Below are 25,033 nucleotides of genomic sequence, written 5' to 3'. Positions count from 1 at the left end.
TCTCTTTGCCAGATTCCGTCACGGGCGTTCTCCTGATGCGGATGCCCTGCTACAACGCGGAAGGGAGTCCCCGGGAAAATGATGCGCCCGGGGCGCTTCCCGATAATTGCGATCAGTAGCCGTACTGCATGTTCTGCTGCACGTTTTCCTTGTCGTAGAAGCGGTCGGACACCTTGATCCAGGTGGGGATCTTTTCACCCTTCGCATAGCGCTGCGCGACGTCGCAGGCGAGCGGGCCGAAGAACGGGCTCGACTGCACGCTCGCGCCGAGTTCGCCGGCCGCGATCGCGTCCATGCCGCCCTTGGTGCCGTCGATCGTGACGATCTGAATGTCCTTGCCCGGCTGCTTGCCGGCCGCCTTGATCGCGGCAATCGCGCCGAGCGCCATTTCGTCGTTGTGCGCGTACACGGCGGTCACGTCGGGATGCGCCTGCAACAGTGTTTCCATCACCTTGCGGCCGGTGTCGCGCGCAAAGTCGCCGCTTTGCGACGCGATGATCGTCATGCCGGGGTGCTTCGCGATGACTTCGTCGAAACCCTTCTTGCGATCGTTCGCGGCCGACGCACCCGTCGTGCCTTCGAGCTCGATGATCTTCGCCTTGCCGCCCGTCGCCTTGACGAGCCAGTCGGCGGCGCGGTGACCCTGATCGATGAAGTCCGAGCCGATGAACGTGATGTAGTCGCGGCCAGCCTTCGCCACCGATTGGTCGACGTCGCGGTCGACGAGGATCACCGGAATGCCGGCCTTCTTCGCCTGCAGCACGACCGGCGCGAGCGGCTTCTCTTCACGCGGCGGGAACACCAGCAGATCGACGTGCTGGGCGATCATGCTTTGAATGTCGGAGACCTGTTTGGAGTTGGAGCCGTTGGCGTCGGTCATCACGATCTGCCAGCCGCATTTCGCGGCGATGTCCTTGAAGCTCTTGGTTTCCGCGAGACGCCATGGGTTGTTGCTTTCGGTCTGCGCGAAGCCGACCTTCAACGGGGTCTTGGTCGGCAACTTCGGCAATGCGTCGTCCGCGTGCGCGGCCGCCGCGCCGACACCGATTGCCAGAGCCAGCAGCGAAGCTGCCAGCGGACGAATCTGCTGCTTGCGCGCGTGCATGCGCGACTGCGTATTGAGCGACGCCATGTCTTCCTCCAGTAACCGGTGACCGGTGACGGTTTATTTGCTTTTCGTGCTGCTCGGGATTGCCTCTGTCCAGCCGGGGGGCCGACGTTGGTTCGCCGGCGAGCGCGCGATTGGCGATGGCCCACCGGCGCGCTGTCTTCCCGACCCGACGTGCCGATTATTCCACTCAAAATTATTATCGGTCAATCACTAATAATATTAACTGTCGCCGGTTTTGCCTCGGTAATTACCCTCACCGAGGTGCGTTCCACCAGCGGTCCGTCGAGCTTGACCGTGCGATGGCGCACCGGCGCGCCGGCCGCGCGGTTGTGCTCTTCCTGCAGCAGCGTTTCGACGGCCCAGCGGCCGAGTTCGTAGTTGGGCAGCACCACCGTCGACAGCGGCGGATGCGTGTGGCGCGCGATTTCCTGGTCGTCGTAGCCGAGCACCGACACGTCCTCGGGCACGCGCAGGCCGAGCTGCTTGAGCGCCTCGATCGCGCCGATCGCGGTCAGGTCGTTGGCGCAGAAGATCGCGGTGGGCGGATTGGCCTCGCGCATCAGCGACAGCGTCAGCTCGAAGCCGAGGCCAGGGCTCCAGTCGCCGTCGCGCACGAGTTCGGCCGCGAAAGGCAGATCGGCGGTCGCGAGCGCGGTGCGATAGCCCTTCAGGCGGTCTTTCGCGGCGTCCTGCCACGGCTCGCCGTTGATGTAGCCGATGCGCCGGTGGCCGGCCTGCAGCAGGTACTCGGTCGCCAGATGGCCGCCCGCGACTTCGGCCGGCACCACGGACGAGAACGTGCTGTCGCCGGTGTAGCAGTTCAGCAGCACGGTCGGCACCTGCGACAGCGCGCTCGGCGGCGCGACCTTGCGCGTGTAGACGGTCGCGTAGATCACACCGAACACGTGCGGATTGGTGAGGACCGTGTCGAGTACCTGTTTTTCGATGTCGGCGTTGCCGTGCGTCGAGTAGACCGCGAGCATCTTGCCGCTCGCGTACGCGGCGTCGCGCGCGCCGTCGATGTTGACGACCGGGTGCGGGCTCGTCGAGATTTCGTCGGCCAGATAGACGATCAGGTTGCGCTCGTCGCTCGATGCCGCTACGGGCGCGCGCAGCGACAGCCGGTAGCCGAGGTCGTGCGCGGCCTTCAGCACCTTGTTGCGGGTCGCATCGGAGAATTTCGCGCCGGCCGCGTTGTTGAGCACGAGCGAAACGGTGGATTGCGACACGCCGGTGAGCTTGGCGATGTCGGTCATGGTGGGACGGCGTTGAGTCGATTTTTTCATTGTGCGGGCCGCGCCGAGGCGGCGCTGAAGCGAGGGAATGCCAGCGGCATCATGCTGCTGACGGTACCACTAATAATATGCGCGCAGCAACGCGCGCTAACCCGCCATGTGGGGATGGAGCTTACGGTCCGCTACCGGCCCTTTTTGAACGAAGTTATTACTAATAATATTGACCAATGGTGCGGTGTCGTGCGATCCTCGCTCGGGGCGGACTGAGGTGGTCCGCCGGCCGCGGGGTGCGCGGCACGTCAAAGGAGATATGAATGCACGTTGATGCCGCTTTCCGCTCGCGGTTTCGCCTCGTCTGACCATGCGCGACGTTTCCCCGAATCCTGCCCGGCCGCGCGAGGCACATGCCGCTACTCGATCGGCGACTCAACGCTCATGGCTCGACGATCCCGTGATCGCCGCGCGCCTCGTCACGTTGTCGGCCGGTGCGTTGCGAGCAGTGCTCGCGCCGGACGTTGGCGGCGCGCTCGCGGCGTTCTACGAAGTCACGCCGGAAGGTCCGTTGCACTGGCTGCGGCCGGCGCTGCCGGAAGCGTTCGAAGCGCGCGATCCGCTGCGCATGGCGAGCTTTCCGCTGTTCCCATACTGCAACCGGATTCGCGATGCGCGCTTCGCGTTCGACGGCGCGACGATCGATCTCGCCGGCAACGACCCGCGTTTCGCCCACGCGCTGCATGGCAACGCGTGGCGGCATCCGTGGCGCGTCGGCGCGCGCAGCGAAAGCGCGGTGGACTTGCACTTCGAGCACGAACCGGATGCGAGCGTGACTGGCGACTGGCCGTTTCGCTATCGCGCGCGGCAGCGTATCGAGTTGCGCGGTGGCGCGCTCCACATCACGATGTCCGCGCGGAATCTCGCCGGCCGGCCGATGCCGTTCGGCATGGGCCATCATCCGTACTATCCGCGCACCGCGTCGACGCGCATCCATGCGGACGTGCAGGCGATGTGGCACGCGGACACCGACGTGCTGCCGACGCATCTCGGCCCGCATCCCGCCGTCGACGCATTGCGCGCGGGCATGTCGCCCGATGCGTTCGATCTCGACAACAACTTTTCAAACTGGTCGCGCGTGGCGACGATCGCGTGGCCCGACGAGCGCCGCAATCTGACGATGCGTGCCGACGCGCCGTTCGATCACCTGGTCGTGTTCGCGCCGGTCAACGATCCGCAGTTATGCGTGGAACCGGTCACGAATACGACCGATTGCTTCAACGCGGTTGGTACACAAGAACACGTCGGTGGCTGCGTATTGCAGCCGGGGGAGGAGATCGAAGCGGCGTTGAGCTGGACGCCGCATCGCGAGTGAGGGGGACGCGCTTTCCGTTGGCGAAAGCTCAACCAACAGACGCGCTCACTCCAGCCGCAACTTCGCCATATACGGTAAATGATCGGACAGCCACGCGGTCTCCTGCGTCGGCTGGATCCATTCGACCGGCTGCATGTCGCGCACGAACATCTTGTCGAGCGACAGCGCCGGCGAGAACGCCGGGAACGTGCGCGCCGGTTCGCCGAGCAGCGTCGCGACTTCCTGCAAGCCATGCTCGCGAAAGAGCGGCACCGAGTCGTTGCGCCAATCGTTGAAATCGCCGGCCAGCACGAGCGGACCATCGGGGGCTTCCTTCGCGATCCAGTGCGCGATCCAGTCCATCTGCCGCAACCGCGCCGGACGCGTCAGCGCGAGATGCGCACAGAGCAACGTGACGAGTCGTCCGCCGAACGTCGCACGCGCGACCAGCAGGCCGCGCTTTTCGAAGCGGTGCGCGGAGATGTCCCAGCGGCCGCCGAGATCGAGCGGATGCGGCGACAGGATCGCATTGCCGTGCCGCCATGACGGCTTGAACACGTTCGGGCCGAGCGCGACTTCGAGTTCGAGCGCGCGCGCGATTTCGGTTGCCTGACAGTGCCATACGTCGGTCAGTGGATCGGCCATCGGCGTGCCGAAACTGCTCGCCAATACCGGCGACGGCATACGCCGCGCCATCGCTTCCTGCAGGAAGTATGCGTCCGCGTGGGTCGATTGAACCCAGCGCTGCATCGCCTGCCAGGCCTGAAAACCGAGCGGTGTGCGGCCCTTGTGCAGGTTCCAGCTCACCGCGACGAAATCGTTCGGCGCGAGGTTCTCGCGGATCAGTTCTTCTGGGTTTCGCATGCCGCGTTATCCACGTGTTCTGTTTGAGCGCGTCGGTAAGGCGCGCGGTTCCTGTCAGTTCGGATTGCTGCTGCCGGTCGCGGCGCCATTGCCGCTCATGCCGCCGTTCGTGCCGTTGCCGTTCGCACCGTTGCTCACGACGTTCGCATGCACGCGGTACACGAGGTTCGGATTGTGATCGACGATCGTCCAGCTCGCCCATTGATCCGGCGGCACCACGAGACCCGGGTGGCTCGCGCTCACCTGGCGCGGCTGCGGCGGCAGCTTGCAGCCGATGTCGGTGCGCGCCGCATTGTCGTCCTCGAGCGTTTCCTGTGTGTCGATCGAAAACATCACGCCCTCGGGATCGACGCGCAGCGGCGACACCGTGATCGTGCGTGACAGATCGATGCTGCCGGCCGGCTGGTCCTTGCAGCCGACCTCGTGTTGCACGACCTGGTGATGCGTATCCGTGCGCGCCTGGCCGACGGTGGTGGTGCCGTCGAACGAATCGATCTGCTGGCCATCTTTCACCACCTGCAGCTGCCATTGCACGACCTGCTGCGCTGGCTGTTGTTGCGCGTGGGCGAGCAACGAAGCGCCAAGCAGCATGGCCACGATACTGGTTTTCCACATAAAAAGGATCTCCGCTCACGCGTCGCTTGCGTGGGTGCCTCGTAGCAATTAGAGAGCCATCTTACCCCCGATGGCCGCAACGATTTCTGACACGGTCGACGAGGGCCGGTTCAGCAACACTCCATTCAAGATAAGGATGGGATGCCAGCGATCGTTAGCAGCAGAGCCACATGACTGCTGGCTTGCACGCGTTTGTGTCCTCGCTACACTGGACTCGAACCGGCGCTCACAAGGCGCCGCCGCTGCAGAATCAGCCAAACGGGGTGAGCGATGACGACAGCAATGGTCAAACAGGAAATCGCCGTGGCCTCGTTCAGCCGGGTGTATGACCTCGACGAGGTCGAAAGCGCGCTGAACGGTCTTGGCGAGGGCGCGAACGAGGCGCTGCGCGCGACCTACGAAAAGATGCTGAAAACCGGCAATCTGCGATTCTGCGTGAAGCCGAACCGGATGCCGTCGATCGACGATCTGATCGGCGCGCTGCCCAATTTCTCCGCACCGCTCGACGACATCCGCAAGCAGGTCGCGCTTTGCCTCGAAACCGAGGACCGGCTCGAACTGATGCCGATCCTGTTGCTCGGCGAGCCCGGCATCGGCAAGACGCATTTCGCGAAGCAGCTCGCGCGCCTGCTCGGCACCGCGTACCAATATGTCGCGATGAGTTCGCTGACGGCGGGCTGGATTCTGTCGGGCGCGTCGTCGCAATGGAAGAACGCGAAGCCGGGCAAGGTGTTCGATGCACTCGTGAACGGCAGCTACGCGAACCCGGTGATCGCCGTCGACGAAATCGACAAGGCGAGCGGCGATTCGCAATACGATCCGCTCGGCGCGTTGTACGCGCTACTCGAACACGACACCGCCCAGAGCTTCATCGACGAGTTCGCCGAGATACCGATCAACGCGGGCAACGTGATCTGGATCGCGACCGCCAACGACGAACGCGCGATCCCCGAGCCGATCCTGAACCGCATGAACGTCTACGAGATCTCGCCGCCGGACCACGCCGGCGCGCGACGCATCGCGCAGTCGATCTACGACGAGATCCGCGGCGCGCACAACTGGGGCCTGCGCTTTCCGGGGACGCTTGGCGAAGCGACCCTCGATGCGCTCAAGCGGGCGTCGCCGCGCGAGATGCGCCGCGCGATCCTGAACGGCTTCGGCGCGGCGCGCATCGCGGGACGCGACCAGATCGAGCCCGCCGATATCCGCCTCGATTACGGAAACCGGCGAAAACCGATCGGATTTTGAGGTTTTCGGTCGGTTTTTTGCACCCAAACCCCGCTTCTCTGGAATTTGGGGAGCTGTCTCGGCAAATTCGTACAGCCTGCGTGGTGAACACCGCGGCAATTATTGCTATTTTCGATGTGGAGCGCAGAATCGAGCCAGCTTGCGCCGCCATCGTCTGGTCGGCGCGCACGAACGTTTGTCACTTCTGTCTGTACCGAGTCGTACAATTTTCCGTGGTGGTGATAAAAAGACATAAGCAGACCAGCGGACAGATGCGTTCGACAACAAACGGAACGCGGCGGCGAGGTGCCGTACTTGTCTTCCTTCCATCGGCTGAACGAGGCAGCGCGCGGCCCAATGCGCCGCGTCAACGGATATGGATCAGATCGAATGTGTAGTGATCGGCGCCGGCGTGATCGGCCTCGCGACGGCGCGCGCGCTGGCGGCGCGCGGGCGCGAGGTGATCGTGCTGGAGACCGCCGACGCCATCGGCGTGGGCACGAGTTCACGCAACAGCGAAGTGATTCACGCGGGCATCTACTATCCGCGCGGATCGCTGAAGGCCACGCTGTGCGTGCGCGGCCGCGAAATGCTGTATGACTATTGCGCCGAGCGCAACGTGCCGCATTCGCGCTGCGGCAAGCTGCTCGTCGCCACGTCGCGCAACCAGATTCCGCAGCTCGAAAGCATCATGGCCAAAGGGCGCGACAACGGCGTGCTCGACCTGATGCGCGTCACCGGCGATCAGGCGCAGGCGCTCGAACCGGCGCTCGAATGCGTGGAGGCGGTGTTTTCGCCGCAGACGGGGATCGTCGATAGTCATCAGTACATGCTCGCGCTGCAAGGCGACGCCGAGCGCGACGGCGCCGTGTACGCGTTCCATGCGCCGGTCGAGGCGATCGAGGCTCACAACGGCCGTTTCACCATCGCGGTCGGCGGTGCGGCGCCCACCACGATCAGCGCTGCCTGCGTGATCAACAGCGCGGGTCTGCAGGCGAACGCACTCGCGCGCAAGATTCGCGGACTCGACTCGCGCCACGTGCCGCCGCTCTACTTCGCGCGCGGCAATTACTTCAGCATCTCGGGGCGCGCGCCGTTCAGCCGCCTGATCTATCCGATGCCGAACGAAGCCGGCCTCGGCGTGCATCTGACGCTCGACCTGGGCGGCCAGGTGCGCTTCGGCCCCGACGTCGAATGGGTCGATGCGATCAATTACGACGTCGATCCGCGTCGCGCGGAGTCGTTTTATGCGGCGATTCGCGCGTACTGGCCGGCCTTGCCCGATGGCGCGTTGCAGCCGGCGTACGCCGGTATTCGTCCGAAGTTGTCCGGCCCGGGCGAGCCCGCCGCGGACTTCATGATCCAGGGGCCGGCCGCGCATGGCGTGCGCGGGCTCGTCAATCTGTTCGGCATCGAGTCGCCGGGGTTGACGGCATCGCTTGCGATTGCGCAGCGGGTCTGCGAGCTGAGCGGGCGGCCTTGAGGCTGCGTTTGGACCGTACCGATCCGCTTATCTTTAGCATTTGGAATATCACGGGCGACGACTACGTTGCTATGCTTGGCGAACGCTGTCATCAGAACGGCGTTGATTCCCATATAAATGGAGTGCGTTCCCCATGAGATCTTCCCGTCGTACGTTTTTGATCACCAGCATCGGTGTGGCATCGACGTTCGCGCTGTCGCGCCAGGCGTTCGCCGACGCGCCGAAAGTCTCCGAAACCGATCCGACCGCGCAGGCGCTTGGCTACAAGGCGGACGCGAGCAAGGTCGACAAGGCGAAATTCGCCAAATACACGCCTGGCGAGCAATGCAGCAACTGCAGCTTCTTCCAGGGCAAGGCGGGCGATGCCTACGGCCTCTGCCCGATGTTCGCGGGCAAGCAGGTCGCGGCCACGGGATGGTGCAGCGCCTATAACAAGAAGGCCTGATCAAGCCTGCGCTTGAGGTGCTTGCAAGCGCGCACGGGATGCGCCGCAATCCCGCGGCGCATGCCGGGCCGGTTTTTCAAAGCTTCATTGCAGTGGACCGCTGGACTTTTAGCGGCGCGCATTCATCAATGGTGGCCGCCTGTCGAACCACGGCCGTGCCGCCTCGAGTTGCGCGGCGAGTCTGAACAGAGTCGCCTCGCCGCCGATACGCGCCGCGAACTGCACGCCGATCGGCAGCCCGCGCGCATTCCAGTACAAAGGCACCGACATCGCCGGCTGGCCGCTCAGGTTGAACAGCTCCGTGCATCCGGCCCACGCGAACGCCTTGTTCGACGCTTCGAACAGCAGTTTCTTCATCAATCGTTCTAGCGGCATCGTGGTGATCGCGCGCATCTGCATGCGCTCGACCGAGCTTGGTCGCATCTCGCCGATCTTGATCGGCGCGGACGCGAGCGTCGCGCACAACAGCACGTCGTAGCGGTTCAGCAGGTCGGTCAGACGCGCGGTGATGCGGCGCTGTTCGTCGAGCGCGGCCGGCAAGCCCTGCTCGCCGAGCTTGCGGCCGACGTGCGCCATCGCCCATGTCGAAATTTCGAACTCGCCGCGCGTTGGCTTGTGGCCGGTGATGCGCTCCGCGTTCAGCACGAGGTCCTCGGCGGTCACCGACCACAGCGTCAGGAACGCATGACGGACCGCCGCGAAATCGACGCCGAGCGACACCGGCTCCAGACGATGGCCGAGTGAGCTCGCGAGTTGCGCGGCGTCGTCGAGCGCGGCGCGTGCATCGGCCGATAACGACGGCGCGAGCATTGGCTCGGTCACGTAGGCGATCGTCAGCGGTTTGCACGGCTCGCGCGTCGCGCCGAGAAAGGTGCCGGGCGCGCCGCTCGGCCGCTCGGCGTTGCCGGCCAGCAGATCGAGCAGCAACGCGCTGTCGCGCACGCTGCGCGACACGGCGTGATCGATGCCGAGTTCGCCGGCGCCGGCCTGCGCCGCGCGCGGCACGCGACCGCGCGAGGGTTTCAGGCCGAACAGTCCACAGCACGACGCCGGAATCCGGATCGAGCCGCCGCCGTCCGACGCATGCGCGAGCGGTACGATGCCGGCAGCGACCGCCGCCGCCGCGCCGCCGCTCGAACCGCCCGGCGTGTGATCGATATTCCACGGATTACGGCACGCGCCAAATAGTTCGGGCTCCGTATAAGGCATCTGGCCCAGCTCGGACGTGCTGGTCTTCGCGAAGATATTCAAACCCGCCGCTTTCGCGAGCGCGACGACCGGCGCATCCTGAGTCGGAATGAAGTGGCGGTAGTGTCGGCTGCCCATTGCCATGGGCAGTCCCGCAACGGGCGCGCCGAGATCCTTGATCAGGAACGGCACGCCGGCGAGCGCGGCGTGGGCGGCGGAGTTGTCCGTTCCGTTCGTGCCGTCGACGGTATTCGCGCGATTCGCGTCTTCGTGCGACGCACGTTGGCGGGCCGCATCGTAGTCCTTCAGAACGATCGCGTTGATCGCGGGATTGACGGCCTCGGTGCGCGAGATCGCGACGTCGATCAATTCGCGCGCGCTGACCTGGCGCGTGCGCACGAGTTCGGCGAGGCCGATGGCGTCATGAGCGAGATAGTCTGATTGCACGTCGGTTGAGCCCTCGCGGTCGGTTGGCATGCTGCGTCGAATTCGTGGCCGGCCATGCACGCGCGACTGGGGCGTTTCGCTCGGCATCGCGTTGCCCCGCTCGGGCGTCGCACATGTGAAAAGACGCCGTGTCGGCCGACACGCCGTCTTGCACAGAGTACCCGAGTTGAGCGCCGACGTGACTCATGTGAATTCGAGTGCGCACTTCAAATGCGCGAGCGTGCGATCACATGCGCAACGCGGCGGTCCGACTGAATGCCGGAACCGCGGATTACATCCGCTCGCCGAGGAACGTCAGCGTGCGGCCATGCGCCAATGCCGACGCGTGCTGGTTGTACGACGCACGCTCCGAGCAGTTGAAACCGTGATCGGCGTTCGGGTAGATGTTGAATTGCACGTCGGCGCGACCCGCGAAGCGCTCCTGAATCTGGCCGATGTCCGACGGCAGAATATGCGCGTCGAGCTCGCCGTAGTGGAACTGCATCGGCACCTTGATGTTCGCGGCTTTGTCGAGATGGTTATGGATGCCGCCGCCGTAGTAGGCGACAGCGGCGTCGACCGAACCGGCCGCCGCGGCCAGATAGGCGAGACGGCCGCCGAAGCAGTAGCCGATCGCGGCGATCTTGCCGGTCACTTCCGGCAGCGCGCGCAAGGCGGCCGCAGCGGCGCCGAGGTCGGCGACCGCGTCGTCGACCTTGGTTTTCTGCATCAGCTCGATGCCCTTTTCGCGATCCTTGCCGTCATACGTCAATTCGACGCGTGGCTGCACGCGCCAGAACACGTCCGGGGCGAGCGCGACATAGCCGTCCTGCGCGTACTGATCCGCGACCGAGCGGATATGGCCGTTCACGCCGAAGATTTCCTGAATGATGATGACGGCCGGTCCCTTGCCGCCCTTCGGCAGCGCGAGGTAGCCGCCGAAACTGTCGTTGCCGGCGGGGATGTCGATCCATCGGGAAGTCGTGCTCATGCTGTTCTCCATTGACTCGCGCGACCGCCGCGCGAGGTCGGTGTGTACGAAACGCTCAAGGCCACGAGGCCCTGCAACGGGCGCTTAGTTTGCCATCAAAAGAATCGCCTTGCAGGGGGGCGGGACGGGGCCTCGCGGGTGATGCGAAGTGCTTCGATTCTCGTCAGGCGATTGAAACGATCTCGATAATTCATTTCTCCGCGATGGCGCGTCTCGGTACAGTCAGCGCGTGATGGCTCGCGCGTGTCAGCGCATCTCGCGAACATGTTGGCGAGCGCATGAATCAGCACATCGACGGCTTTGCGCCGGAAGGAAACGAACATGAATGAAGGCAGTTTCGTGACGCCGTTCGCCGAGCACTTCCAGATGCGGGTACCTGTCGTGCAGGCGCCGATGGCCGGCGGCGCGACGACGCCGGCGCTCGTCGCGGCGGTATCCAATGCGGGCGGACTTGGTTTTCTCGCGGGGGCGGCGCTCGCAGCCGAGAAGATCGCGAGCGAGGTCGCGGCGATTCGCGCGCTGACCGATCGCCCGTTCGGCGTGAATCTGTTCGTGCTCGATCCGGTCTCGCCCGATGAAGCCACCGTGCGCCGCGCGCTCGACGCAATCGATCCGCTGCGGGCCGATCTCGGCTTACCGCCGGGACAGCCGCTCGCACGCTATGCGCCTGACTTTCGCGCGCAACTGGAAACGCTGATCGAATTGCGGGTGCCGGTCGCCGGCTTTACGTTCGGACTGCTAGCAGCGGACGACGTCGAGCGTTTGCACGCGAGCGGCAGCTATGTAGTTGGGACTGCGACGCATGTTGAAGAAGGCATCGCGTGGCGCGATGCGGGCGCCGATGCCGTCGCCGCGCAAGGCGCGGAGGCGGGCGCGCATCGCGGCACGTTCATCGGCGCCTTCGAAGATGCGCTGGTCGGCACGATGGCGCTCGTGCCGCAACTGGTCGACGCGACCGGGCTGCCGGTGCTCGCGGCCGGCGGCATCATGGACGGTCGTGGCATCGTCGCGGCACTCGCGCTGGGCGCGCAAGCCGCGGTGATGGGCACCGCGTTTCTGACCACCCGCGAGAGCGCGATCCCCGAGGTATGGAAAACCCGCGTGCGCGGCATGGCAGATACCTCGACCACGGTGACGCGCGCGATCACGGGCCGCCACGCGCGCGGCATCCGCAATCCGTTGATACAACGTTTGCGCGAATCGGCGGACAGCATCGCGCCGTATCCGGTGCAAAACGCGTTGACGCAGGAGCTGCGGCAAAACGCGGCGCGTGCGCAGAACGGCGATTACCTGTCGTTGTGGGCGGGGCAGGGTGCGCCGCTTGGCCACACGCGCGACGAAGCAATCGGCGCGATCGAACTGATGGCGCAGCTCGAGCAGGAATGGCAGGCGGCCTCCGTGCGAATCGCCGCGTTCTTGCGTTGATTGCATGACCGATTTAAGGCTGATTTAAGTTTTTTACCGCACTCACAATCCTGTGCGGCACGCCACATTTTTGAGTTGAAAAACCCTTCGAATCATATGTGACAGAAGCCGGAAAATGACTAAATCCGCGCCCGCGGAGAAACTTACCAATTAGCGGAAACCCGCATGGGCTGGGGTTTTCCGGCCCGCTCGCCCAAGCCACGAGCGGTTCGCCCGGGAACTGCGCTATTAGTGTTGTTCCCACTTTCTCAAAAAATTCCCGCAAATTAATTTGATGGCCTACACTTGCGCGCAAGTACGGTTTGCCAACTGTCACAAACAGTCCGGTAAACGTACTGGCCAAGTGCATGAACGATGCAACCGGCGTGGTCGTCCACGGGACTGAGCGACACGTGTAGGGGAAGCGGGGCACAGGGCGATTACGTTGTTTTGACCGAAACTGGAGACTTACATGAACATCAAGATTCAAAAGCTGTTGCCGATCAGCGCTGCGGCGGTGCTGTTCGCGACGTTGGCAACATCGGCCGCGGCCGACACGGTCGTGAAGATCGGTCACGTCGCGCCGTTGACTGGCGGTATCGCTCACCTGGGTAAGGACAACGAAAACGGCGCGCGCCTCGCCATTGAGGAAATCAACGCGAAGGGTCTGACGATCGGCGGCCAGAAGATCACGCTGCAACTCGACGCGCAGGACGACGCGGCCGACCCCCGCACGGCCACGCAGGTTGCGCAGAAGCTCGTCGACGACAAGGTCGTCGCCGTGGTCGGCCACCTGAACTCGGGCACCTCGATCCCGGCATCGAAGATCTATAGCGATGCGGGCATCGTGCAGATCTCGCCGTCGGCAACGAACCCGGCCTACACGCAGCAAGGCTTCAAGACGACCTACCGCGTCGTCGCGACCGACGCGCAGCAAGGCCCGGCACTCGCGAACTACGCGGCGAAGGGCATGAAGGTGAAGAGCGTCGCGATCGTCGACGACTCGACCGCTTACGGCCAGGGTCTCGCGAACGAATTCGAGAAGACGGCGAAGTCGCTCGGTATGAACGTCGTGTCGCACGACGCGACGAACGACAAGGCCGTCGACTTCCGCGCGATTCTGACGAAGATCAAGGGTGAAAATCCCGACGCGATCATGTACGGCGGCATGGACGCGACCGGCGGCCCGTTCGCCAAGCAGGCGAAGCAGCTCGGCCTGCGCGCGAAGGTGCTGGCAGGTGACGGCGTGTGTACCGACAAGCTGTCGGACCTGGCCGGCGACGCAACCGACAACATCGTCTGCTCGGAAGCCGGCATGGCGCTCGAAAAGATGGCGGGCGGCAAGGCGTTCGAAACGAAGTACGAGAAGCGCTTCGGCCAGCCGATCCAGATTTACGCGCCGTTCACGTATGACGCGGTGTACATCATCGTCGACGCGATGAAGCGCGCTAACTCGACCGATCCGGCGAAGATCCTGGCAGCGATGCCGACGACCGACTACAAGGGCGTGATCGGCGAAACGACGTTCGACTCGAAGGGCGACCTGCAGCACGGCGTGATCTCGCTCTACAACTACAAGCAAGGCAAGAAGACGCTGCTCGACGTCGTGAAGATGTAAATTCGGTGTGGTCGAAGGCGGCGTCGGGCCGCACTTCGATTTGCCGCTAAAGAGGCACGTGGGCCGTCAGGCTTGCGTGCCTCTTCTTTTTGGCGTTGCGTTTGCGTCAGATCTTCAAACGCCGCAGCACCTTCGGCCCGACGAGCGCGATCATCGCGGCGCACACGGCGACGACCGACAGCCCGATCGTCAGATTGGTCACCTGCGCGACCGCACCGATGATCACCGGTCCGAGCAGCAACCCGAAATAGGCCAGCCCCGCGACGTGCGCGAGCCCCTCGGCCGCGTGGATGCCCTTCACGCTCGCGGCCGCCGCGAATAGCACCGGCATCATGTTTGCGAGGCCCAGGCCGATCAGCGCAAAGCCGGCGAGCGCGGCCACCGGATTCGGCAGCAGCAGCGCGTCGACCATCCCGGCGCAGGCGAGCGCCGCACTGATCATCACGAGTTGCGGCGCGCCGAAGCGGGCGCGCACCGCGTCGCCGGCAAAGCGCGCTGCCGCCATGCCGCCGGAAAACGCCGCGTAGGCGGCGCTGGCGAGCGCGGGCGTCGAGAGCACGACATCGCGCATATAGACCGTGGCCCAGTCGTACATCGCGCCTTCGGCGATCAGCGCGACCAGCGCCATCGTGCCGAGCGCCCACAACGCCGGCGAGCGCCAGCGGCTCGCGCGCGGCGTCGCGGCATCGGGATGCTCGGCGTGCGGCACGTGCGGCAGCACCGACGGGCACGCGAGCACCAGCACGAGCGCGCTGGCCGCCGCGGCGAGCGCGAGATGCACAGCCGGCGCCATGCCGCGCGACAGCAGCGCCCCGCCCACCGCCGCGCCGAACATGCCGCCAAGGCTGAACATTCCATGCAGCGACGACATGATCGGCTTGCCGAGCGCCTTTTCGACGGCGCTCGCTTCGGCGTTCATCGCGACGTCGAGCGTGGCCATGCCGGCGCCGAAGACGGCCAGCACGATCAGCAGGATCCAGTACGCCGGCACGACGAGGATCAGCGCGGCGCAGGCGGCCATCGCGAGGCCGCCGGTCAGGCAGGCGCGGCGCGTGCCGACCCGCGCGATCCACGACGCATTGGTCACCATCGCGCCGATCGATCCGCCCGCCACCGCGAACAACGCGAACGACAGCATCGCCGGATTCAGATGGAAGCGGTCGCGCACCGTCGGCACGTGCACGCCCCACGACGCGTACATCATGCCGGCGATGAAAAATACCGCCATCGTGGCAATGCGTGCGCGTTGCCGTGCGGTGACGGACAGATTGCGATGCGCGGCGGGCAGGACGGCGAATTCGGAGGATTGGTGATCGGGCACGGAGGTCTCGAGGCGAAGTGCGCGAGAAAGCGCATTGAAAGCGGATCTTCGATTCTATCGAAGCGTGGTGGCGAATGCTTGGAGCCGTGGGATCGGGCGCATACGATTGATAGGCTGGGGATGCAACCTGGCGGTATTGCCGGCTGTCATGCCATGGCACGCCGCAGTTGGTTTTTGCATTGCCGTGCGCGGCGGCTTTTCTGCCGCTCACCGCTTTCCGTTCATTCCTGATTCACCGAGGAACGCTCAGTTGAACATTCCGGCTCACGCTCCGCTGCATCTGCTGCACACGGCCACGGTCGGCACGCTCGCCACGCACGCTCGCCAGCCCGAGGGCTTTCCGTATCCGTCGGTGCTGCCGTTCGCGCCGGACGCGCGGCATCGTCCGACGATCCTCGTGAGCCGGCTCGCGGAGCACACGCACAACCTGCACACCGATCCGCGCGCCGGTTTTCTGGCCGTCGACGCACCCGACGGCGACGTGCTGGGCGGCCAGCGCGTCACGCTGCTTGGCCGCTTCGAGCCGGTCGGCTCGAGCCCGGAACTGGCGCGGCGCTACCTGCGCTATCACCCGGACGCGGAGCGCTACCTGATGCTGGGCGATTTCACGTTCTGGATCATGGAGGTCCAGCGGCTGCGCTACATCGGCGGCTTTGGCGCGATGGGCTGGCTCGATGGCGCCGAACTCGATCCGCTGCCGCCGCTTGCAGTCAGCGAGGAGGACGCGCTGATCGCGGAATTCGGTCACCGGCTGAGTGGCGCGGGCGGCGTCGAATTGCTGGGTGTCGACCGTTATGGCGCCGATCTGAAACGCAACGGCGTGCGCCACCGTTTCGCATTCGATGGCGCCCGGTCCGATACCGGGACATTGCACGCCGCGCTCGAAGTCTGCATCGAGCGGCATGCGGATTAAGTGTTTATCGTTTATCGAGAAAACGCGCATGCGCCAGTCGCGACGAACGGGTCTGGTCTTTGTCTCAATAGTGCGCGGCTTATCCAAGTCAAAGCTTTCATGCCGTGAAATGTTCGATGTGCAATGGACCGCTCAAGTCTCATTTCCTGATAGTTAAATGGTGTAAATATGCAGATGAGTGGACTTTTTCAGCGACATGCGAAATCAGGATTTGAAAGGCCGTAGTCCGACCCAAAAGCAGCGCAGGAAATTTTTTGAAACGAATTTGAATTAATTTTTCCCGGTTGCTTATCCAGCCTTTCTATTTTGTGTTAATCTCGCCGTCAAATTCCGAGGCATGAAACCTTCAAAGGCGAGTCGGCAAAAGACCGGCGGTCATTTATCCATACCACAAGGGAACCTATGTCTTCTTACAAGGAACTGCTCGCACAGCGCGAGAAGCTCGAAAAGCAGATTGAAGAAGCGAAGTCGCGCGAATACGCGGAAGTCTTGAATGAAATCAAGCAGAAGATGGCGGATTACGGCATTTCGCTGAGCGAACTCGGCGGCGGCCGCGCACCGAAAGGCGCTAAAGCGAGCCGGCCGCGCGCAGGCGTCGCGCCTAAATATCGCGATCCGGAAAGCGGCAGCACGTGGTCCGGTCGCGGCAAGCCGCCGCGCTGGATTGCGGGTCTTGATCGCGAAAAGTTTCTGATCCAGAAGTAATCACGATCAGGCGGGCAGTGAGGGTTGGCCGCACGTAGTACGAATAGCGGCAATCCACCGCGTTTATAGCCTGCTGCAGAATCTGAAAAAGCCGCGCACCGTTCAGGGCGCGGTTTTCGTCATTTGCGGCGCCGAGTTTTTTGTCGCATGCGCTTCAGGCAACTGGAACGCGAATGCTTTTCGTTTAGATAAGCGACTGATTTAAAAAGGTTTTTTCCGATTTTCCCTGCGCGCGCGATTCGTGGCGGGTACAATAACAATAATTGACCTTTCCGCCTTTCAGCATGCAGTCCGCCGCGATCGCCCAAACCACCGAGAAACAACGCGTTGCGCGCAAAAGTACTTTTGCGAGTATTGCGCTCAATAGCGTGTTGATGACGCTGCAAATCGCCATCGGCACGATCGCGCACTCGCAGGCGCTAGTTGCCGACGGTGTCCATTCCCTTGCCGATCTTATTTCCGATTTTGTCGTGCTGATTGCCAATCGGCACAGCGGGGCCAAGCCCGACGCGGATCACAATTACGGGCATAGCCGTTATGAGACGGTGGCGTCGTTATTTCTCGGCGCGCTGCTGATCTCGGTCGGCGTCGGCATGTTGTGGCGCGCCGGTACGCGGCTCGCCGACATGCAAAATATTCCTGCCGTCCACATGAGCGCGCTCGCGGTCGCGGCGCTCGTGCTGGTCTGCAAGGAAGCGCTGTTTCGCTACATGCTGCGCGAGGCGAAGCGCGTGCGTTCCGCGATGCTGATCGCGAACGCATGGCACGCGCGCTCTGACGCGGCGTCGTCGCTGGTGGTGGGAATCGGCGTGATCGGCAGCCTCGCCGGCTTGCGGTTGCTCGACCCGATCGCAGCGGCCATCGTCGGTTTCATGGTCGCGCGCATGGGCTGGACCTTCGGTTGGGACGCGCTGCAGGATCTGTCGGACCGCGCGCTCGACGAAACCGCCGCGGCCGACATGCGCGCATTGCTGATGGCCACCCCGGGCGTGCGTGACGTGCACGAAATGCGTACGCGCAAGATGGGCGATTTCGCGCTCGTCGACGCGCACATTCTGGTCGATCCGATGATTTCGGTATCGGAAGGGCATTACATCGCGGAGTCGGCGCGTCTGCGCGTGCTGACCGACAAGCGCGTGCTCGATGCGCTGATCCACGTCGATCCGGAAAACGATGCGCTCGCGCATCCACCGGTCGATCTGCCGCCGCGGGAGCGCGTGACCGCCGAGGTCGACGCGGCGCTGGCGGCCTGGGGCTTGCAGGCCGCTGGGATAAATCTGCACTACCTGAGCACCGGGCTCGACGTGGAGGTGGTGTTACCGGCGGCGGCGTCCGTTGAAGGGCGCGCTGCGGACGGCCCCGAGGCCGCGCGTCTGCTGGAAAGCGAGGCGCAGTCGCTTGGGCGCGTCGATCTGGAGGCGCTCAAGCGCCGTCTCGGCGCGCGCAAGCTAGACGTGCTGCTGCAACGGGATATCTCGGCCGCGCAAGGCGGTCCGGCGGCGGAACTCAAGACTGGCGTCGCCCCCGGCGGTCGGTCAATCGCCACGGAGCCTCACAACGCCGCCTGAGTCCGATGAGTTTCGGACACCCGATGCCGCGAACCTTCATGCCGCCCGCAGCGGCGGCATCCGTCACAACGGCAACTGCGTATCGAACTTGATTTCGCGCAGCACGACGCTCGTCCGTACCTGCGCGACGGCTGGAATCTTGAAAATGCGTTCGTGCAGGAAGCTGTCGTACGCCTTGATGTCCGGCGCGACGATCTTCAGGATGTAATCGGATTCACCGGTCGTGCTGTAGCACTCGGTCACTTCGGGGCAGGTGGCGATTTCCCGCTCGAACTGCTCGACGCCGCCTTCGGTGTGGCGCGTCAGATGGATATGCGCGAGCGCGCACACATGCAAGCCGAGTTTTTCGCGATCGAGCAGCGCCGTGTAGCGCTGGATCACGCCCGACTGTTCCATGTCCTTGATGCGCCGCCAGCACGGCGTGCTCGACAGCCCGACCTGGTCGGAGATTTCCTGCACGGAACGACGTGCGTCGAGCTGCAGTAGGCGCAGGATCTTCTGTGAGAACGTATCGAGTGTCAACTGCGCCTCCGTTAGCGTCGCCGTATCAACGCATGGTAGAGGGCGCGAAAACGAAACGCAATGTAAAACGGCTCTCGCGAGCGAGATTGCCTAATTTACCGGGTCGGGAGCGGCGTTTTGCCCTGAGCCGTCCCCATCATCCTTGCCGTCCCCCGGCAGCTCAGGCTGACGCGCGCGCAAGTCCTTCAGCATGTTGCAAAAGAGGGCACCCTGCTCGATCGCGTCGTCGAGCGCGACGTGCGTGTGCGGATGCTCGTCGAACCAGTGCTTCGGAAAGCGCGGCTTGATGTTCTTGCGGTACGGCAGGCCGGTCATCGCGAACGCGAGCGTCTTGATGTCGAGCGCCGACCACGAAAACGGGCAGCGGCCGACGAAGCGCATCATGTACCAGAACATATAGGTGAAGTCGAAGCCGGCCGGCATCGCGACGAACACCGGCTTGCCCGGCAGCGCCTCGACCCATTCGACATAGGCGGTCAGGGCGGCTTCGGGTTTCTGCAAGTCCTGGCGGCAGGCCGCCCATGCTTCCGGCTGGGTCTTCCACCACGCTTCCTGAACCGGATGCGGCGCTGCACCTTCGAGCAGTTCGAGATTCGCCGAGAACGTCGCGATCAGCTGCTTGTCTTCGGTGTATGCGGCGGATGCGAAGCTCAGCATCGAATGCGGGCCGGGGATCGGGCCGTCCGCTTCGACGTCGGTACTGACATAGATTTCGCTGCTCATGCGCCCACTCCGTCGGCGACGTAGGGATTCGTGCGGCGCTCGGCGCCGAACGTCGAGGTCGGGCCGTGGCCGGGCACGAACGTGACGTCGTCGCCGAGCGGCCAGAGTTTGTCGCGGATCGAGCGGATCAGGTCCGCATGATTGCCACGCGGGAAATCCGTGCGGCCGATCGAGCCGGCGAACAGCACGTCACCGACTAGTGCAAGCCGGTGCGCGCGGCTGAAGAAGACCACGTGGCCCGGCGTGTGGCCGGGGCAGTGGTAGACCTCGAGGGTTTCGTCGCCGAATTGCACGGTGTCGCCGTCTTGTAGCCAGCGGTCCGGCTCGAAGGCGTCGGCGGCCGGAAAGCCGAAGCGCGTGCTCTGGTCCGGCAACTTGTCGAGCCAGAAGCGCTCGTCGGGATGCGGACCTTCGATCGGTACGCCGTGGTGGCTGGCGAGTGTCTTCGCGCCGGCGCAATGATCGATGTGGCCGTGGGTCAGCAAGACCTTGTCGACGGTCACGTTCTGCCGCGCGATCTCGCGCTGGATCGTGTCGAGGTCGCCGCCCGGATCCACGACGGCAGCGCGCCCGGTGGCCTCGCAAACGAGCAGCGAGCAGTTCTGCTGGAACGGCGTGACGGGGATCAGGGTGACTTTCATGGCTGGACGACGCGCTGGAAAAACGTTGATTGTACCGGGCCTCGCGACAGCCTCCGCCGCCCATGCGACGGGGCCGGCTCCCGGCCCGTCTCAGTCTTTCGTATGTCCATTTTTGCGATAAATGTGAAGATTGATCAAGTTTTTGAGCAGCCCGCCATCCCAAAAAAAAGTTTTGGGTATAATGGACTTCATGCACTAGGAATTGTGCTGCCACAAGGCGATGCGTTCCCACAAAAAGGGAATGCCGCTCGCCGTTCAAGTAAGGGCTGTCGGAATGCCGACGGCCATCCAGTATCGATGCGTTCGATGCACACGTCTTGCCCAGCCAGGCGCCGCGCGCCTGCTACGGAATTAATCTCCGTGACGCTGGGTGGGGCCTACGCCGCCGTTCCTGCGCGCTGAGTTGCGCGCGCAAGAACGTGTCATTGCCACGTTCAGTTGGCGGCATGTGGGGTCTGGTCAGGCTGCCGGGGACAGGTTGCGCCAGACGTGAAAATTAACCGTGCGGTAGCGGCTGAGTGAGCCGTATCCGGGCTTTGACGTACTGCGCTTTTTCGCGCGGCGCGTTGTCGTCCCTACCGCCGGAGCCGCAAGCAACCTACCCAGCAGTTTGCGGGTGACGCGGCTCGACAATGTGATTGCACGTCTTATGAAAACTCGGCTAACCCGTGGTCTAGGGACTCTTTTTGCCTTTTTTGTACTGGCCGGCTGTGCCACGCCTCCGGGCGCGCGCGATACGTCCGCGAACGACACGCCGCCAAGTACAAAGAACACGCACCTGAGCTCTTTCGGGCCGCAATCGTTCGGTAGCGCGCCGGCCTCGAGCCCGAGCGCGTCGAACGCGCCCGCGTCGCCGCTGGCTGACGCGCAGCCGCTCACCGACGACGGCGTCGACGTCGCGGACTTCCATCAGATCGGACGCGCGTCGTGGTACGGACGCTTCTTCCACGGCCGCCGCACCGCCAATGGCGAGCGTTACGACATGCATGCCCTGACGGCCGCGCATCGCACCCTGCCGCTCGGCTCGTACGTGCGCGTGACTAATCCGGCCAATTCGCGCTCGGTGATCGTACGGATCAACGACCGCGGCCCGTACGCCCGCGGCCGCGTGATCGACCTGTCGATGGCGGCCGCCGCCATGCTCGACATGCGCCACACCGGCACCGCGCGGGTCAAGATCGAAGGGCTCACGCAGCAGGAAGCGCGCGCCGAGCTGAACGAGACGCTCGCGTCGAACTCGGATTCGAACAAGTGATGTGACGTTACGTGGCGATGATGCCGCGTCGGCTGAACCAACCGTCTGTAGAAAATCGAAGGGCCGCGACATGCGGCCCTTGTCTGTTGCCGTCAGCCTTTTACCCGCCGGGCTCGACCCTCACGTTTCGGGCTTGTCTTCCTTCAGCGCCAGCGCGCGCGCGTACAACACGTTGCGCGATGCGCCCGTGAGCGCCGCCGCGACCTTCGCCGCGCTGCTCACCGTCAATTCTTCCAGCAGGATGCCGAGCAGCGCGTCGTGATCGTGCTCGCCGGCCGCTTCGGGCGCCGCGCCTTCGACCACCAGCACGAATTCGCCACGCTGCCGGTTCGCGTCGGCAGCGAGCCACGTTGGCCCTTCGGCCAGGGTGCCCTGGTGCAGGGCTTCGTGTAACTTCGTCAGTTCCCGCGCGATCAGCAGACGGCGCGTGCCGCCGAACGCATCGGCGAGCGCCTGCACCGTCTCGACGATCCGGTGCGGCGCTTCGTAGAACACCATCGCGTGAGGATGTTGCGCGAGCGCCTGCAAGGCGGCGGCGCGCGCCTTCGGCTTCGGCGGGAGGAAGCCGAGGAACGAGAACGTCGCGACCCAGTCGCCGGTTGCGCTGAGCGCGGTGGCGAGCGCACTCGCGCCGGGCAGCGGGACCACCACGAAGCCGGCCTCGCGCACGGCATCGACGAGCTTGGCGCCGGGGTCCGAGATGCCCGGCGTGCCCGCGTCGGACACGTAGGCCACGCGCTCGCCGGCCTGCAGATACTCGATCACGCGCTGCGCGGCGGTGCGCTCGTTGTGCTGATGCACGGCGACGAGCGGCTTCGAGATGCCGTAGCGCGCGAGCAGCTGTCCGGTGTTGCGGGTGTCCTCGGCGGCGATGTGATCCGCGAGTCCGAGCACGTGCAGCGCGCGCAGCGTGATGTCGGCGATGTTGCCGATCGGCGTGGCCACCACATACAGCGCGGCGGCGGGGTACTGCTGCCCTTGCGCGAGTTCGGAGAGAGGAGTCATGACACGGAAGACACAAACAGACGGAACGAGGCCGACATTGTGCCATGTGGGCTTGCGCGAGCAGGCCGCGCCGAACACTGCGCAAAAGATGCCCATAAATGCCGGTCCAAAAACCGCCCACAACTTTTCCTGCGCTCACCAGTCCAAATCCGTCGGCGCGGCTTTTGAAGCACGCGCGCGAGAATTTTTGCAGCGCCAGCGTCTACGCTTCGTGGCGCGCAACGTCACCTGTCGGGGCGGCGAGATCGACCTCGTGATGAGTGATCGTGACGGCGCGCTGGTGTTCGTCGAAGTTCGCGCGCGTGCGCAGCGGCATTATGGCGGTGCGGCTGCGAGCATCGGTTGGCAGAAGAGACAGCGCATCGTGCGAGCGGCGCGGCACTATCTCGCGACGCGCGCCACGACGAACCGCGGCCCGCGCGACGAACCCGCGTGCCGTTTCGACGTCGTCGCGTTCGAGAGCGGCAGGCTCGTGTGGTTGCGCGATGCGTTTCGCGCCGACGAAGTCTGACTGACAGCGCAGACAACGCGCGTGAGTGCGATAAACTTGCGCTCGCGTGCCGCGCGAACTCATCGGCGGCCACAGCCTGGCAGTATGACTTCACAACACGGCCGCGCAGTGCGGTCCATTCGCGGTACAAGATAGAGACTCGATGTCAGTCGAACGCATCCAACAACACTTCCGCGACAGCGCGGCAGTCAAACTCGAAGCCCTCGAAACCCTGTCGATGCCGATCGCCGCCGCGATCGACACGATGTTCGCCGCGCTCGCCAACGGCAATCGCATCCTCGCGTGCGGCAACGGCGGTTCGGCCGCCGACGCGCAGCATTTCGCGGCCGAGCTGATCGGCCGCTTCGAGCGTGAGCGTCCAGGTCTGCCGGCCATTGCGCTCAGCACCGACACCTCCGTGCTCACCGCGATCGCCAACGACTATTCGTTCGAACAGATCTACGCGAAACAGGTCTGGGCGCTCGGTCAGCCCGGCGACGTGTTGCTCGCGATCACCACATCCGGCAATTCCGCGAACGTGCTGGCCGCGATCGAAGCCGCGCATGAGCGCGAAATGATCGTCGTTGCGCTGACCGGCAAGGGCGGCGGACGCGCGCAGCAAGTGCTGAGCGACACCGACATCCACGTGTGCGTGCCGTCCGACCGCACGGCGCGCATCCAGGAAGTGCACCTGCTGACCATCCATTGCCTGTGCGACGGCATCGATGCCATGTTGCTCGGCGAAGACTGAGACTGATTTCGAAGGAGAGCTAGTTGATGAGCGTTTTCCGCATCAAGAAGACACTGGTGAGAACCGTGCTCGTGGTCGGGGTCGCGGCGGGCCTGTCGGCGACGCTGCAAGGCTGCTTTCTCGCCGTCGGGGCCGCGGCGGGCGGCGGCGCGCTGATGGCGACCGACCGCCGCACGCTCGGCGCGCAGACCGAGGATCGCGAGATTCAGGTGAAGGCGCTGTCGCAGATCAGCCAGAATCTGCCGGACTCCGCGCACGTCAACGTCACGGTGTTCAACCGCCGCGTGCTGCTGACCGGCGAGGTCGCGGGCGAGGCGTCGAAGCAGCGTGCAGAGAGCATCGTGCGGAACATGAACAACGTGAATACGATCGTCAATGAACTGGCGATCGCGCCGGCGAGCTCGTTCTCGTCGCGCACCAACGACACCTACCTCGAAACGCGCGTGAAGACCGCTCTGATCGCCGAGAAGAACATTTCGGCGAACAATTTCAAGGTCGTGGCCGAGCGCGGCAACGTCTATCTGATGGGCCTCGTCACGATGAATGAGGGCAATATCGGCGCCGACGTCACGAGCCGCGTGCCGGGCGTCGTGCAGGTGGTCAAGGTGTTCCAGTACATCCAGCCGCAGGAAGCCGAAGCTGCTGCGGCCGCCGGTGCGACGGCGCCGGTGGCCGCCTCGCAGCCCGAGGTCAGCGAGCCGACGGTCGGCGCGATTCCCGATTCGTCGGTGAGCGCGCGGCCGCTCGATCAGCAGGCGCCTGCGCCGGTCAACTCGTCGACGTCGGTGCGGCCGGGTAATCCGAAGGCGGTGCCTTGATGCGCGGTATGACGCGTGCGGGTGTCGTGTTCGCGTTGGTGGTGGGCGCGCTCGCCGGCACGATGACGTCGGGTGCTCGCGCGGCCGAGGCGCCGCGCGGCCAGCAGGTCGCCGCCGCGAATGCGTGCATGGGCTGTCACGCGGTCGATCGCAAACTGGTTGGTCCGTCGTTCCAGCAAATCGCCACGAAGTACAAGGGCGACGCGCAGGCGCCGGCCAAACTCGCGCGCAAGGTGAAGGACGGCGGCTCCGGCGTATGGGGCATGATTCCGATGCCGGCCCATCAATCGATGAGCGATGCGGATATCCGCGCGGTGGTCGACTGGGTGCTCGCGGGCGCGCCGTCCAGATGAGGTTTTCCCGGGGCTG

25 protein-coding genes are annotated in these 25,033 nt (G+C 64.5%); 14 read left to right on the top strand and 11 right to left on the bottom strand.

Translation table 11 applies throughout. The features are described from left to right. Window positions 1-112 precede the first annotated feature (112 nt). Entirely contained in the window at window positions 113-1,132 is a 1,020-nt protein-coding gene (locus HDG32_RS16235) for an ABC transporter substrate-binding protein (RefSeq protein WP_184068824.1), read from the bottom strand. 182 nt (window positions 1,133-1,314) lie between these two features. After that, window positions 1,315-2,367 (bottom strand): LacI family DNA-binding transcriptional regulator, encoded by a 1,053-nt coding sequence (locus tag HDG32_RS16230; protein WP_184068821.1) that lies wholly within the window; start codon window positions 2,365-2,367, stop codon window positions 1,315-1,317. A 340-nt stretch (window positions 2,368-2,707) separates the two neighbouring features. Here HDG32_RS16230 and HDG32_RS16225 point away from each other — a divergent pair, with 340 nt between their 5' ends. After that, window positions 2,708-3,712, top strand: coding sequence for an aldose 1-epimerase (locus tag HDG32_RS16225; protein ID WP_184068818.1), 1,005 nt, complete (start codon window positions 2,708-2,710; stop codon window positions 3,710-3,712). Between the two features lie 45 nt (window positions 3,713-3,757). On the opposite strand, the gene HDG32_RS16220 is transcribed toward HDG32_RS16225, so the two are convergent. Continuing rightward, window positions 3,758-4,555 carry an endonuclease/exonuclease/phosphatase family protein gene (locus HDG32_RS16220; protein WP_184068815.1) on the bottom strand — a complete coding sequence of 266 codons (798 nt, stop codon included), beginning with the start codon at window positions 4,553-4,555 and terminating at the stop codon, window positions 3,758-3,760. A 54-nt stretch (window positions 4,556-4,609) separates the two neighbouring features. Further along, the gene (locus HDG32_RS16215; protein ID WP_184068812.1) at window positions 4,610-5,170 is read right to left on the bottom strand and encodes a hypothetical protein; all 561 of its coding nucleotides are present in this window, start codon (window positions 5,168-5,170) and stop codon (window positions 4,610-4,612) included. Between the two features lie 270 nt (window positions 5,171-5,440). Between HDG32_RS16215 and HDG32_RS16210 the strand changes: the two genes are divergently transcribed. From HDG32_RS16210 to HDG32_RS16200, 3 genes are all read left to right on the top strand, one after another. Continuing rightward, complete coding sequence (locus HDG32_RS16210) at window positions 5,441-6,418, top strand: AAA family ATPase (protein WP_184060843.1); 978 nt, start codon at window positions 5,441-5,443, stop codon at window positions 6,416-6,418. A gap of 355 nt (window positions 6,419-6,773) precedes the next feature. Next, window positions 6,774-7,880, top strand: a complete 1,107-nt coding sequence (locus tag HDG32_RS16205) for an NAD(P)/FAD-dependent oxidoreductase (protein WP_184068809.1) — start codon at window positions 6,774-6,776, stop codon at window positions 7,878-7,880. A gap of 133 nt (window positions 7,881-8,013) precedes the next feature. Continuing rightward, window positions 8,014-8,325, top strand: coding sequence for a high-potential iron-sulfur protein (locus tag HDG32_RS16200; RefSeq protein WP_184026020.1), 312 nt, complete (start codon window positions 8,014-8,016; stop codon window positions 8,323-8,325). A 108-nt stretch (window positions 8,326-8,433) separates the two neighbouring features. Here HDG32_RS16200 and HDG32_RS16195 read toward each other — a convergent pair whose 3' ends face one another. Together HDG32_RS16195 and HDG32_RS16190 are read right to left on the bottom strand one after the other, a co-directional pair. After that, window positions 8,434-9,990, bottom strand: a complete 1,557-nt coding sequence (locus HDG32_RS16195) for an amidase (RefSeq protein ID WP_221307759.1) — start codon at window positions 9,988-9,990, stop codon at window positions 8,434-8,436. Between the two features lie 241 nt (window positions 9,991-10,231). Further along, on the bottom strand, window positions 10,232-10,930 hold the full coding sequence (locus tag HDG32_RS16190; RefSeq protein ID WP_018419150.1) for a dienelactone hydrolase family protein: 699 nt from the start codon (window positions 10,928-10,930) through the stop codon (window positions 10,232-10,234). A gap of 321 nt (window positions 10,931-11,251) precedes the next feature. Here HDG32_RS16190 and HDG32_RS16185 point away from each other — a divergent pair, with 321 nt between their 5' ends. Next, on the top strand, window positions 11,252-12,355 hold the full coding sequence (locus HDG32_RS16185; RefSeq protein ID WP_184068806.1) for a nitronate monooxygenase family protein: 1,104 nt from the start codon (window positions 11,252-11,254) through the stop codon (window positions 12,353-12,355). 451 nt (window positions 12,356-12,806) lie between these two features. Continuing rightward, on the top strand, window positions 12,807-13,952 hold the full coding sequence (locus HDG32_RS16180; RefSeq protein WP_184026037.1) for a branched-chain amino acid ABC transporter substrate-binding protein: 1,146 nt from the start codon (window positions 12,807-12,809) through the stop codon (window positions 13,950-13,952). Between the two features lie 106 nt (window positions 13,953-14,058). Here HDG32_RS16180 and HDG32_RS16175 read toward each other — a convergent pair whose 3' ends face one another. After that, window positions 14,059-15,273, bottom strand: a complete 1,215-nt coding sequence (locus HDG32_RS16175) for an MFS transporter (RefSeq protein ID WP_184068803.1) — start codon at window positions 15,271-15,273, stop codon at window positions 14,059-14,061. Window positions 15,274-15,523: 250 nt separating this feature from the next. Here HDG32_RS16175 and HDG32_RS16170 point away from each other — a divergent pair, with 250 nt between their 5' ends. The 3 genes from HDG32_RS16170 to HDG32_RS16160 all read left to right on the top strand — a co-directional run bounded on the left by HDG32_RS16170 (window position 15,524) and on the right by HDG32_RS16160 (window position 18,459). Further along, window positions 15,524-16,186, top strand: coding sequence for a HugZ family protein (locus tag HDG32_RS16170; protein WP_184068800.1), 663 nt, complete (start codon window positions 15,524-15,526; stop codon window positions 16,184-16,186). Between the two features lie 402 nt (window positions 16,187-16,588). Then, the gene (locus HDG32_RS16165) at window positions 16,589-16,891 is read left to right on the top strand and encodes an H-NS family nucleoid-associated regulatory protein (RefSeq protein WP_008921239.1); all 303 of its coding nucleotides are present in this window, start codon (window positions 16,589-16,591) and stop codon (window positions 16,889-16,891) included. 284 nt (window positions 16,892-17,175) lie between these two features. Next, complete coding sequence (locus HDG32_RS16160; RefSeq protein ID WP_184069045.1) at window positions 17,176-18,459, top strand: cation diffusion facilitator family transporter; 1,284 nt, start codon at window positions 17,176-17,178, stop codon at window positions 18,457-18,459. Window positions 18,460-18,522: 63 nt separating this feature from the next. On the opposite strand, the gene HDG32_RS16155 is transcribed toward HDG32_RS16160, so the two are convergent. The 3 genes from HDG32_RS16155 to HDG32_RS16145 form a co-directional block, all read right to left on the bottom strand. Continuing rightward, window positions 18,523-18,981 (bottom strand): Lrp/AsnC family transcriptional regulator, encoded by a 459-nt coding sequence (locus HDG32_RS16155; protein WP_012431468.1) that lies wholly within the window; start codon window positions 18,979-18,981, stop codon window positions 18,523-18,525. A 90-nt stretch (window positions 18,982-19,071) separates the two neighbouring features. Next, window positions 19,072-19,704: an exonuclease gene (locus tag HDG32_RS16150; RefSeq protein ID WP_090802665.1), complete on the bottom strand. Its 633-nt coding sequence runs from the start codon at window positions 19,702-19,704 to the stop codon at window positions 19,072-19,074. Further along, the gene (locus tag HDG32_RS16145) at window positions 19,701-20,345 is read right to left on the bottom strand and encodes an MBL fold metallo-hydrolase (RefSeq protein ID WP_184068797.1); all 645 of its coding nucleotides are present in this window, start codon (window positions 20,343-20,345) and stop codon (window positions 19,701-19,703) included. Before HDG32_RS16145 ends, HDG32_RS16150 begins: the two co-directional genes overlap by 4 nt. A 649-nt stretch (window positions 20,346-20,994) precedes the next feature. Here HDG32_RS16145 and HDG32_RS16140 point away from each other — a divergent pair. Continuing rightward, window positions 20,995-21,600, top strand: a complete 606-nt coding sequence (locus HDG32_RS16140) for a septal ring lytic transglycosylase RlpA family protein (protein WP_184026050.1) — start codon at window positions 20,995-20,997, stop codon at window positions 21,598-21,600. Between the two features lie 120 nt (window positions 21,601-21,720). Here HDG32_RS16140 and rsmI read toward each other — a convergent pair whose 3' ends face one another. After that, window positions 21,721-22,605 (bottom strand): 16S rRNA (cytidine(1402)-2'-O)-methyltransferase, encoded by an 885-nt coding sequence (gene rsmI, locus HDG32_RS16135; RefSeq protein WP_184068794.1) that lies wholly within the window; start codon window positions 22,603-22,605, stop codon window positions 21,721-21,723. Between the two features lie 88 nt (window positions 22,606-22,693). Here rsmI and HDG32_RS16130 point away from each other — a divergent pair, with 88 nt between their 5' ends. From HDG32_RS16130 to HDG32_RS16115, 4 genes are all read left to right on the top strand, one after another. Next, window positions 22,694-23,116, top strand: coding sequence for a YraN family protein (locus HDG32_RS16130; RefSeq protein WP_260336494.1), 423 nt, complete (start codon window positions 22,694-22,696; stop codon window positions 23,114-23,116). 142 nt (window positions 23,117-23,258) lie between these two features. Further along, window positions 23,259-23,846, top strand: coding sequence for a phosphoheptose isomerase (locus HDG32_RS16125; RefSeq protein WP_184068788.1), 588 nt, complete (start codon window positions 23,259-23,261; stop codon window positions 23,844-23,846). 26 nt (window positions 23,847-23,872) lie between these two features. Then, complete coding sequence (locus tag HDG32_RS16120; RefSeq protein WP_184026067.1) at window positions 23,873-24,664, top strand: BON domain-containing protein; 792 nt, start codon at window positions 23,873-23,875, stop codon at window positions 24,662-24,664. Then, the gene (locus HDG32_RS16115) at window positions 24,664-25,017 is read left to right on the top strand and encodes a c-type cytochrome (protein WP_184068785.1); all 354 of its coding nucleotides are present in this window, start codon (window positions 24,664-24,666) and stop codon (window positions 25,015-25,017) included. Before HDG32_RS16120 ends, HDG32_RS16115 begins: the two co-directional genes overlap by 1 nt. Window positions 25,018-25,033 lie beyond the last annotated feature (16 nt).

The sequence above is a fragment of the Paraburkholderia sp. CI2 genome (assembly GCF_014201055.1).
Lineage (GTDB): Bacteria > Pseudomonadota > Gammaproteobacteria > Burkholderiales > Burkholderiaceae > Paraburkholderia > Paraburkholderia tuberum.
The sequence above is the reverse complement of the archived record's forward strand: the minus strand, read 5'-3'. Positions and strand labels throughout refer to the sequence as shown.

What these genes read in the sequence shown, in the direction of transcription:
- HDG32_RS16235 (WP_184068824.1), bottom strand. Translation starts at nt 1,132, where the DNA reads ATGGCGTCGCTCAATACGCAGTCGCGCATGCACGCGCGCAAGCAGCAG.
- HDG32_RS16230 (WP_184068821.1), bottom strand. Translation starts at nt 2,367, where the DNA reads ATGACCGACATCGCCAAGCTCACCGGCGTGTCGCAATCCACCGTTTCG.
- HDG32_RS16225 (WP_184068818.1), top strand. Translation starts at nt 2,708, where the DNA reads ATGCGCGACGTTTCCCCGAATCCTGCCCGGCCGCGCGAGGCACATGCC.
- HDG32_RS16220 (WP_184068815.1), bottom strand. Translation starts at nt 4,555, where the DNA reads ATGCGAAACCCAGAAGAACTGATCCGCGAGAACCTCGCGCCGAACGAT.
- HDG32_RS16215 (WP_184068812.1), bottom strand. Translation starts at nt 5,170, where the DNA reads ATGTGGAAAACCAGTATCGTGGCCATGCTGCTTGGCGCTTCGTTGCTC.
- HDG32_RS16210 (WP_184060843.1), top strand. Translation starts at nt 5,441, where the DNA reads ATGACGACAGCAATGGTCAAACAGGAAATCGCCGTGGCCTCGTTCAGC.
- HDG32_RS16205 (WP_184068809.1), top strand. Translation starts at nt 6,774, where the DNA reads ATGGATCAGATCGAATGTGTAGTGATCGGCGCCGGCGTGATCGGCCTC.
- HDG32_RS16200 (WP_184026020.1), top strand. Translation starts at nt 8,014, where the DNA reads ATGAGATCTTCCCGTCGTACGTTTTTGATCACCAGCATCGGTGTGGCA.
- HDG32_RS16195 (WP_221307759.1), bottom strand. Translation starts at nt 9,990, where the DNA reads ATGCCAACCGACCGCGAGGGCTCAACCGACGTGCAATCAGACTATCTC.
- HDG32_RS16190 (WP_018419150.1), bottom strand. Translation starts at nt 10,930, where the DNA reads ATGAGCACGACTTCCCGATGGATCGACATCCCCGCCGGCAACGACAGT.
- HDG32_RS16185 (WP_184068806.1), top strand. Translation starts at nt 11,252, where the DNA reads ATGAATGAAGGCAGTTTCGTGACGCCGTTCGCCGAGCACTTCCAGATG.
- HDG32_RS16180 (WP_184026037.1), top strand. Translation starts at nt 12,807, where the DNA reads ATGAACATCAAGATTCAAAAGCTGTTGCCGATCAGCGCTGCGGCGGTG.
- HDG32_RS16165 (WP_008921239.1), top strand. Translation starts at nt 16,589, where the DNA reads ATGTCTTCTTACAAGGAACTGCTCGCACAGCGCGAGAAGCTCGAAAAG.
- HDG32_RS16160 (WP_184069045.1), top strand. Translation starts at nt 17,176, where the DNA reads ATGCAGTCCGCCGCGATCGCCCAAACCACCGAGAAACAACGCGTTGCG.
- HDG32_RS16150 (WP_090802665.1), bottom strand. Translation starts at nt 19,704, where the DNA reads ATGAGCAGCGAAATCTATGTCAGTACCGACGTCGAAGCGGACGGCCCG.
- HDG32_RS16145 (WP_184068797.1), bottom strand. Translation starts at nt 20,345, where the DNA reads ATGAAAGTCACCCTGATCCCCGTCACGCCGTTCCAGCAGAACTGCTCG.
- HDG32_RS16140 (WP_184026050.1), top strand. Translation starts at nt 20,995, where the DNA reads ATGAAAACTCGGCTAACCCGTGGTCTAGGGACTCTTTTTGCCTTTTTT.
- rsmI (WP_184068794.1), bottom strand. Translation starts at nt 22,605, where the DNA reads ATGACTCCTCTCTCCGAACTCGCGCAAGGGCAGCAGTACCCCGCCGCC.
- HDG32_RS16130 (WP_260336494.1), top strand. Translation starts at nt 22,694, where the DNA reads ATGCCCATAAATGCCGGTCCAAAAACCGCCCACAACTTTTCCTGCGCT.
- HDG32_RS16125 (WP_184068788.1), top strand. Translation starts at nt 23,259, where the DNA reads ATGTCAGTCGAACGCATCCAACAACACTTCCGCGACAGCGCGGCAGTC.
- HDG32_RS16120 (WP_184026067.1), top strand. Translation starts at nt 23,873, where the DNA reads ATGAGCGTTTTCCGCATCAAGAAGACACTGGTGAGAACCGTGCTCGTG.
- HDG32_RS16115 (WP_184068785.1), top strand. Translation starts at nt 24,664, where the DNA reads ATGCGCGGTATGACGCGTGCGGGTGTCGTGTTCGCGTTGGTGGTGGGC.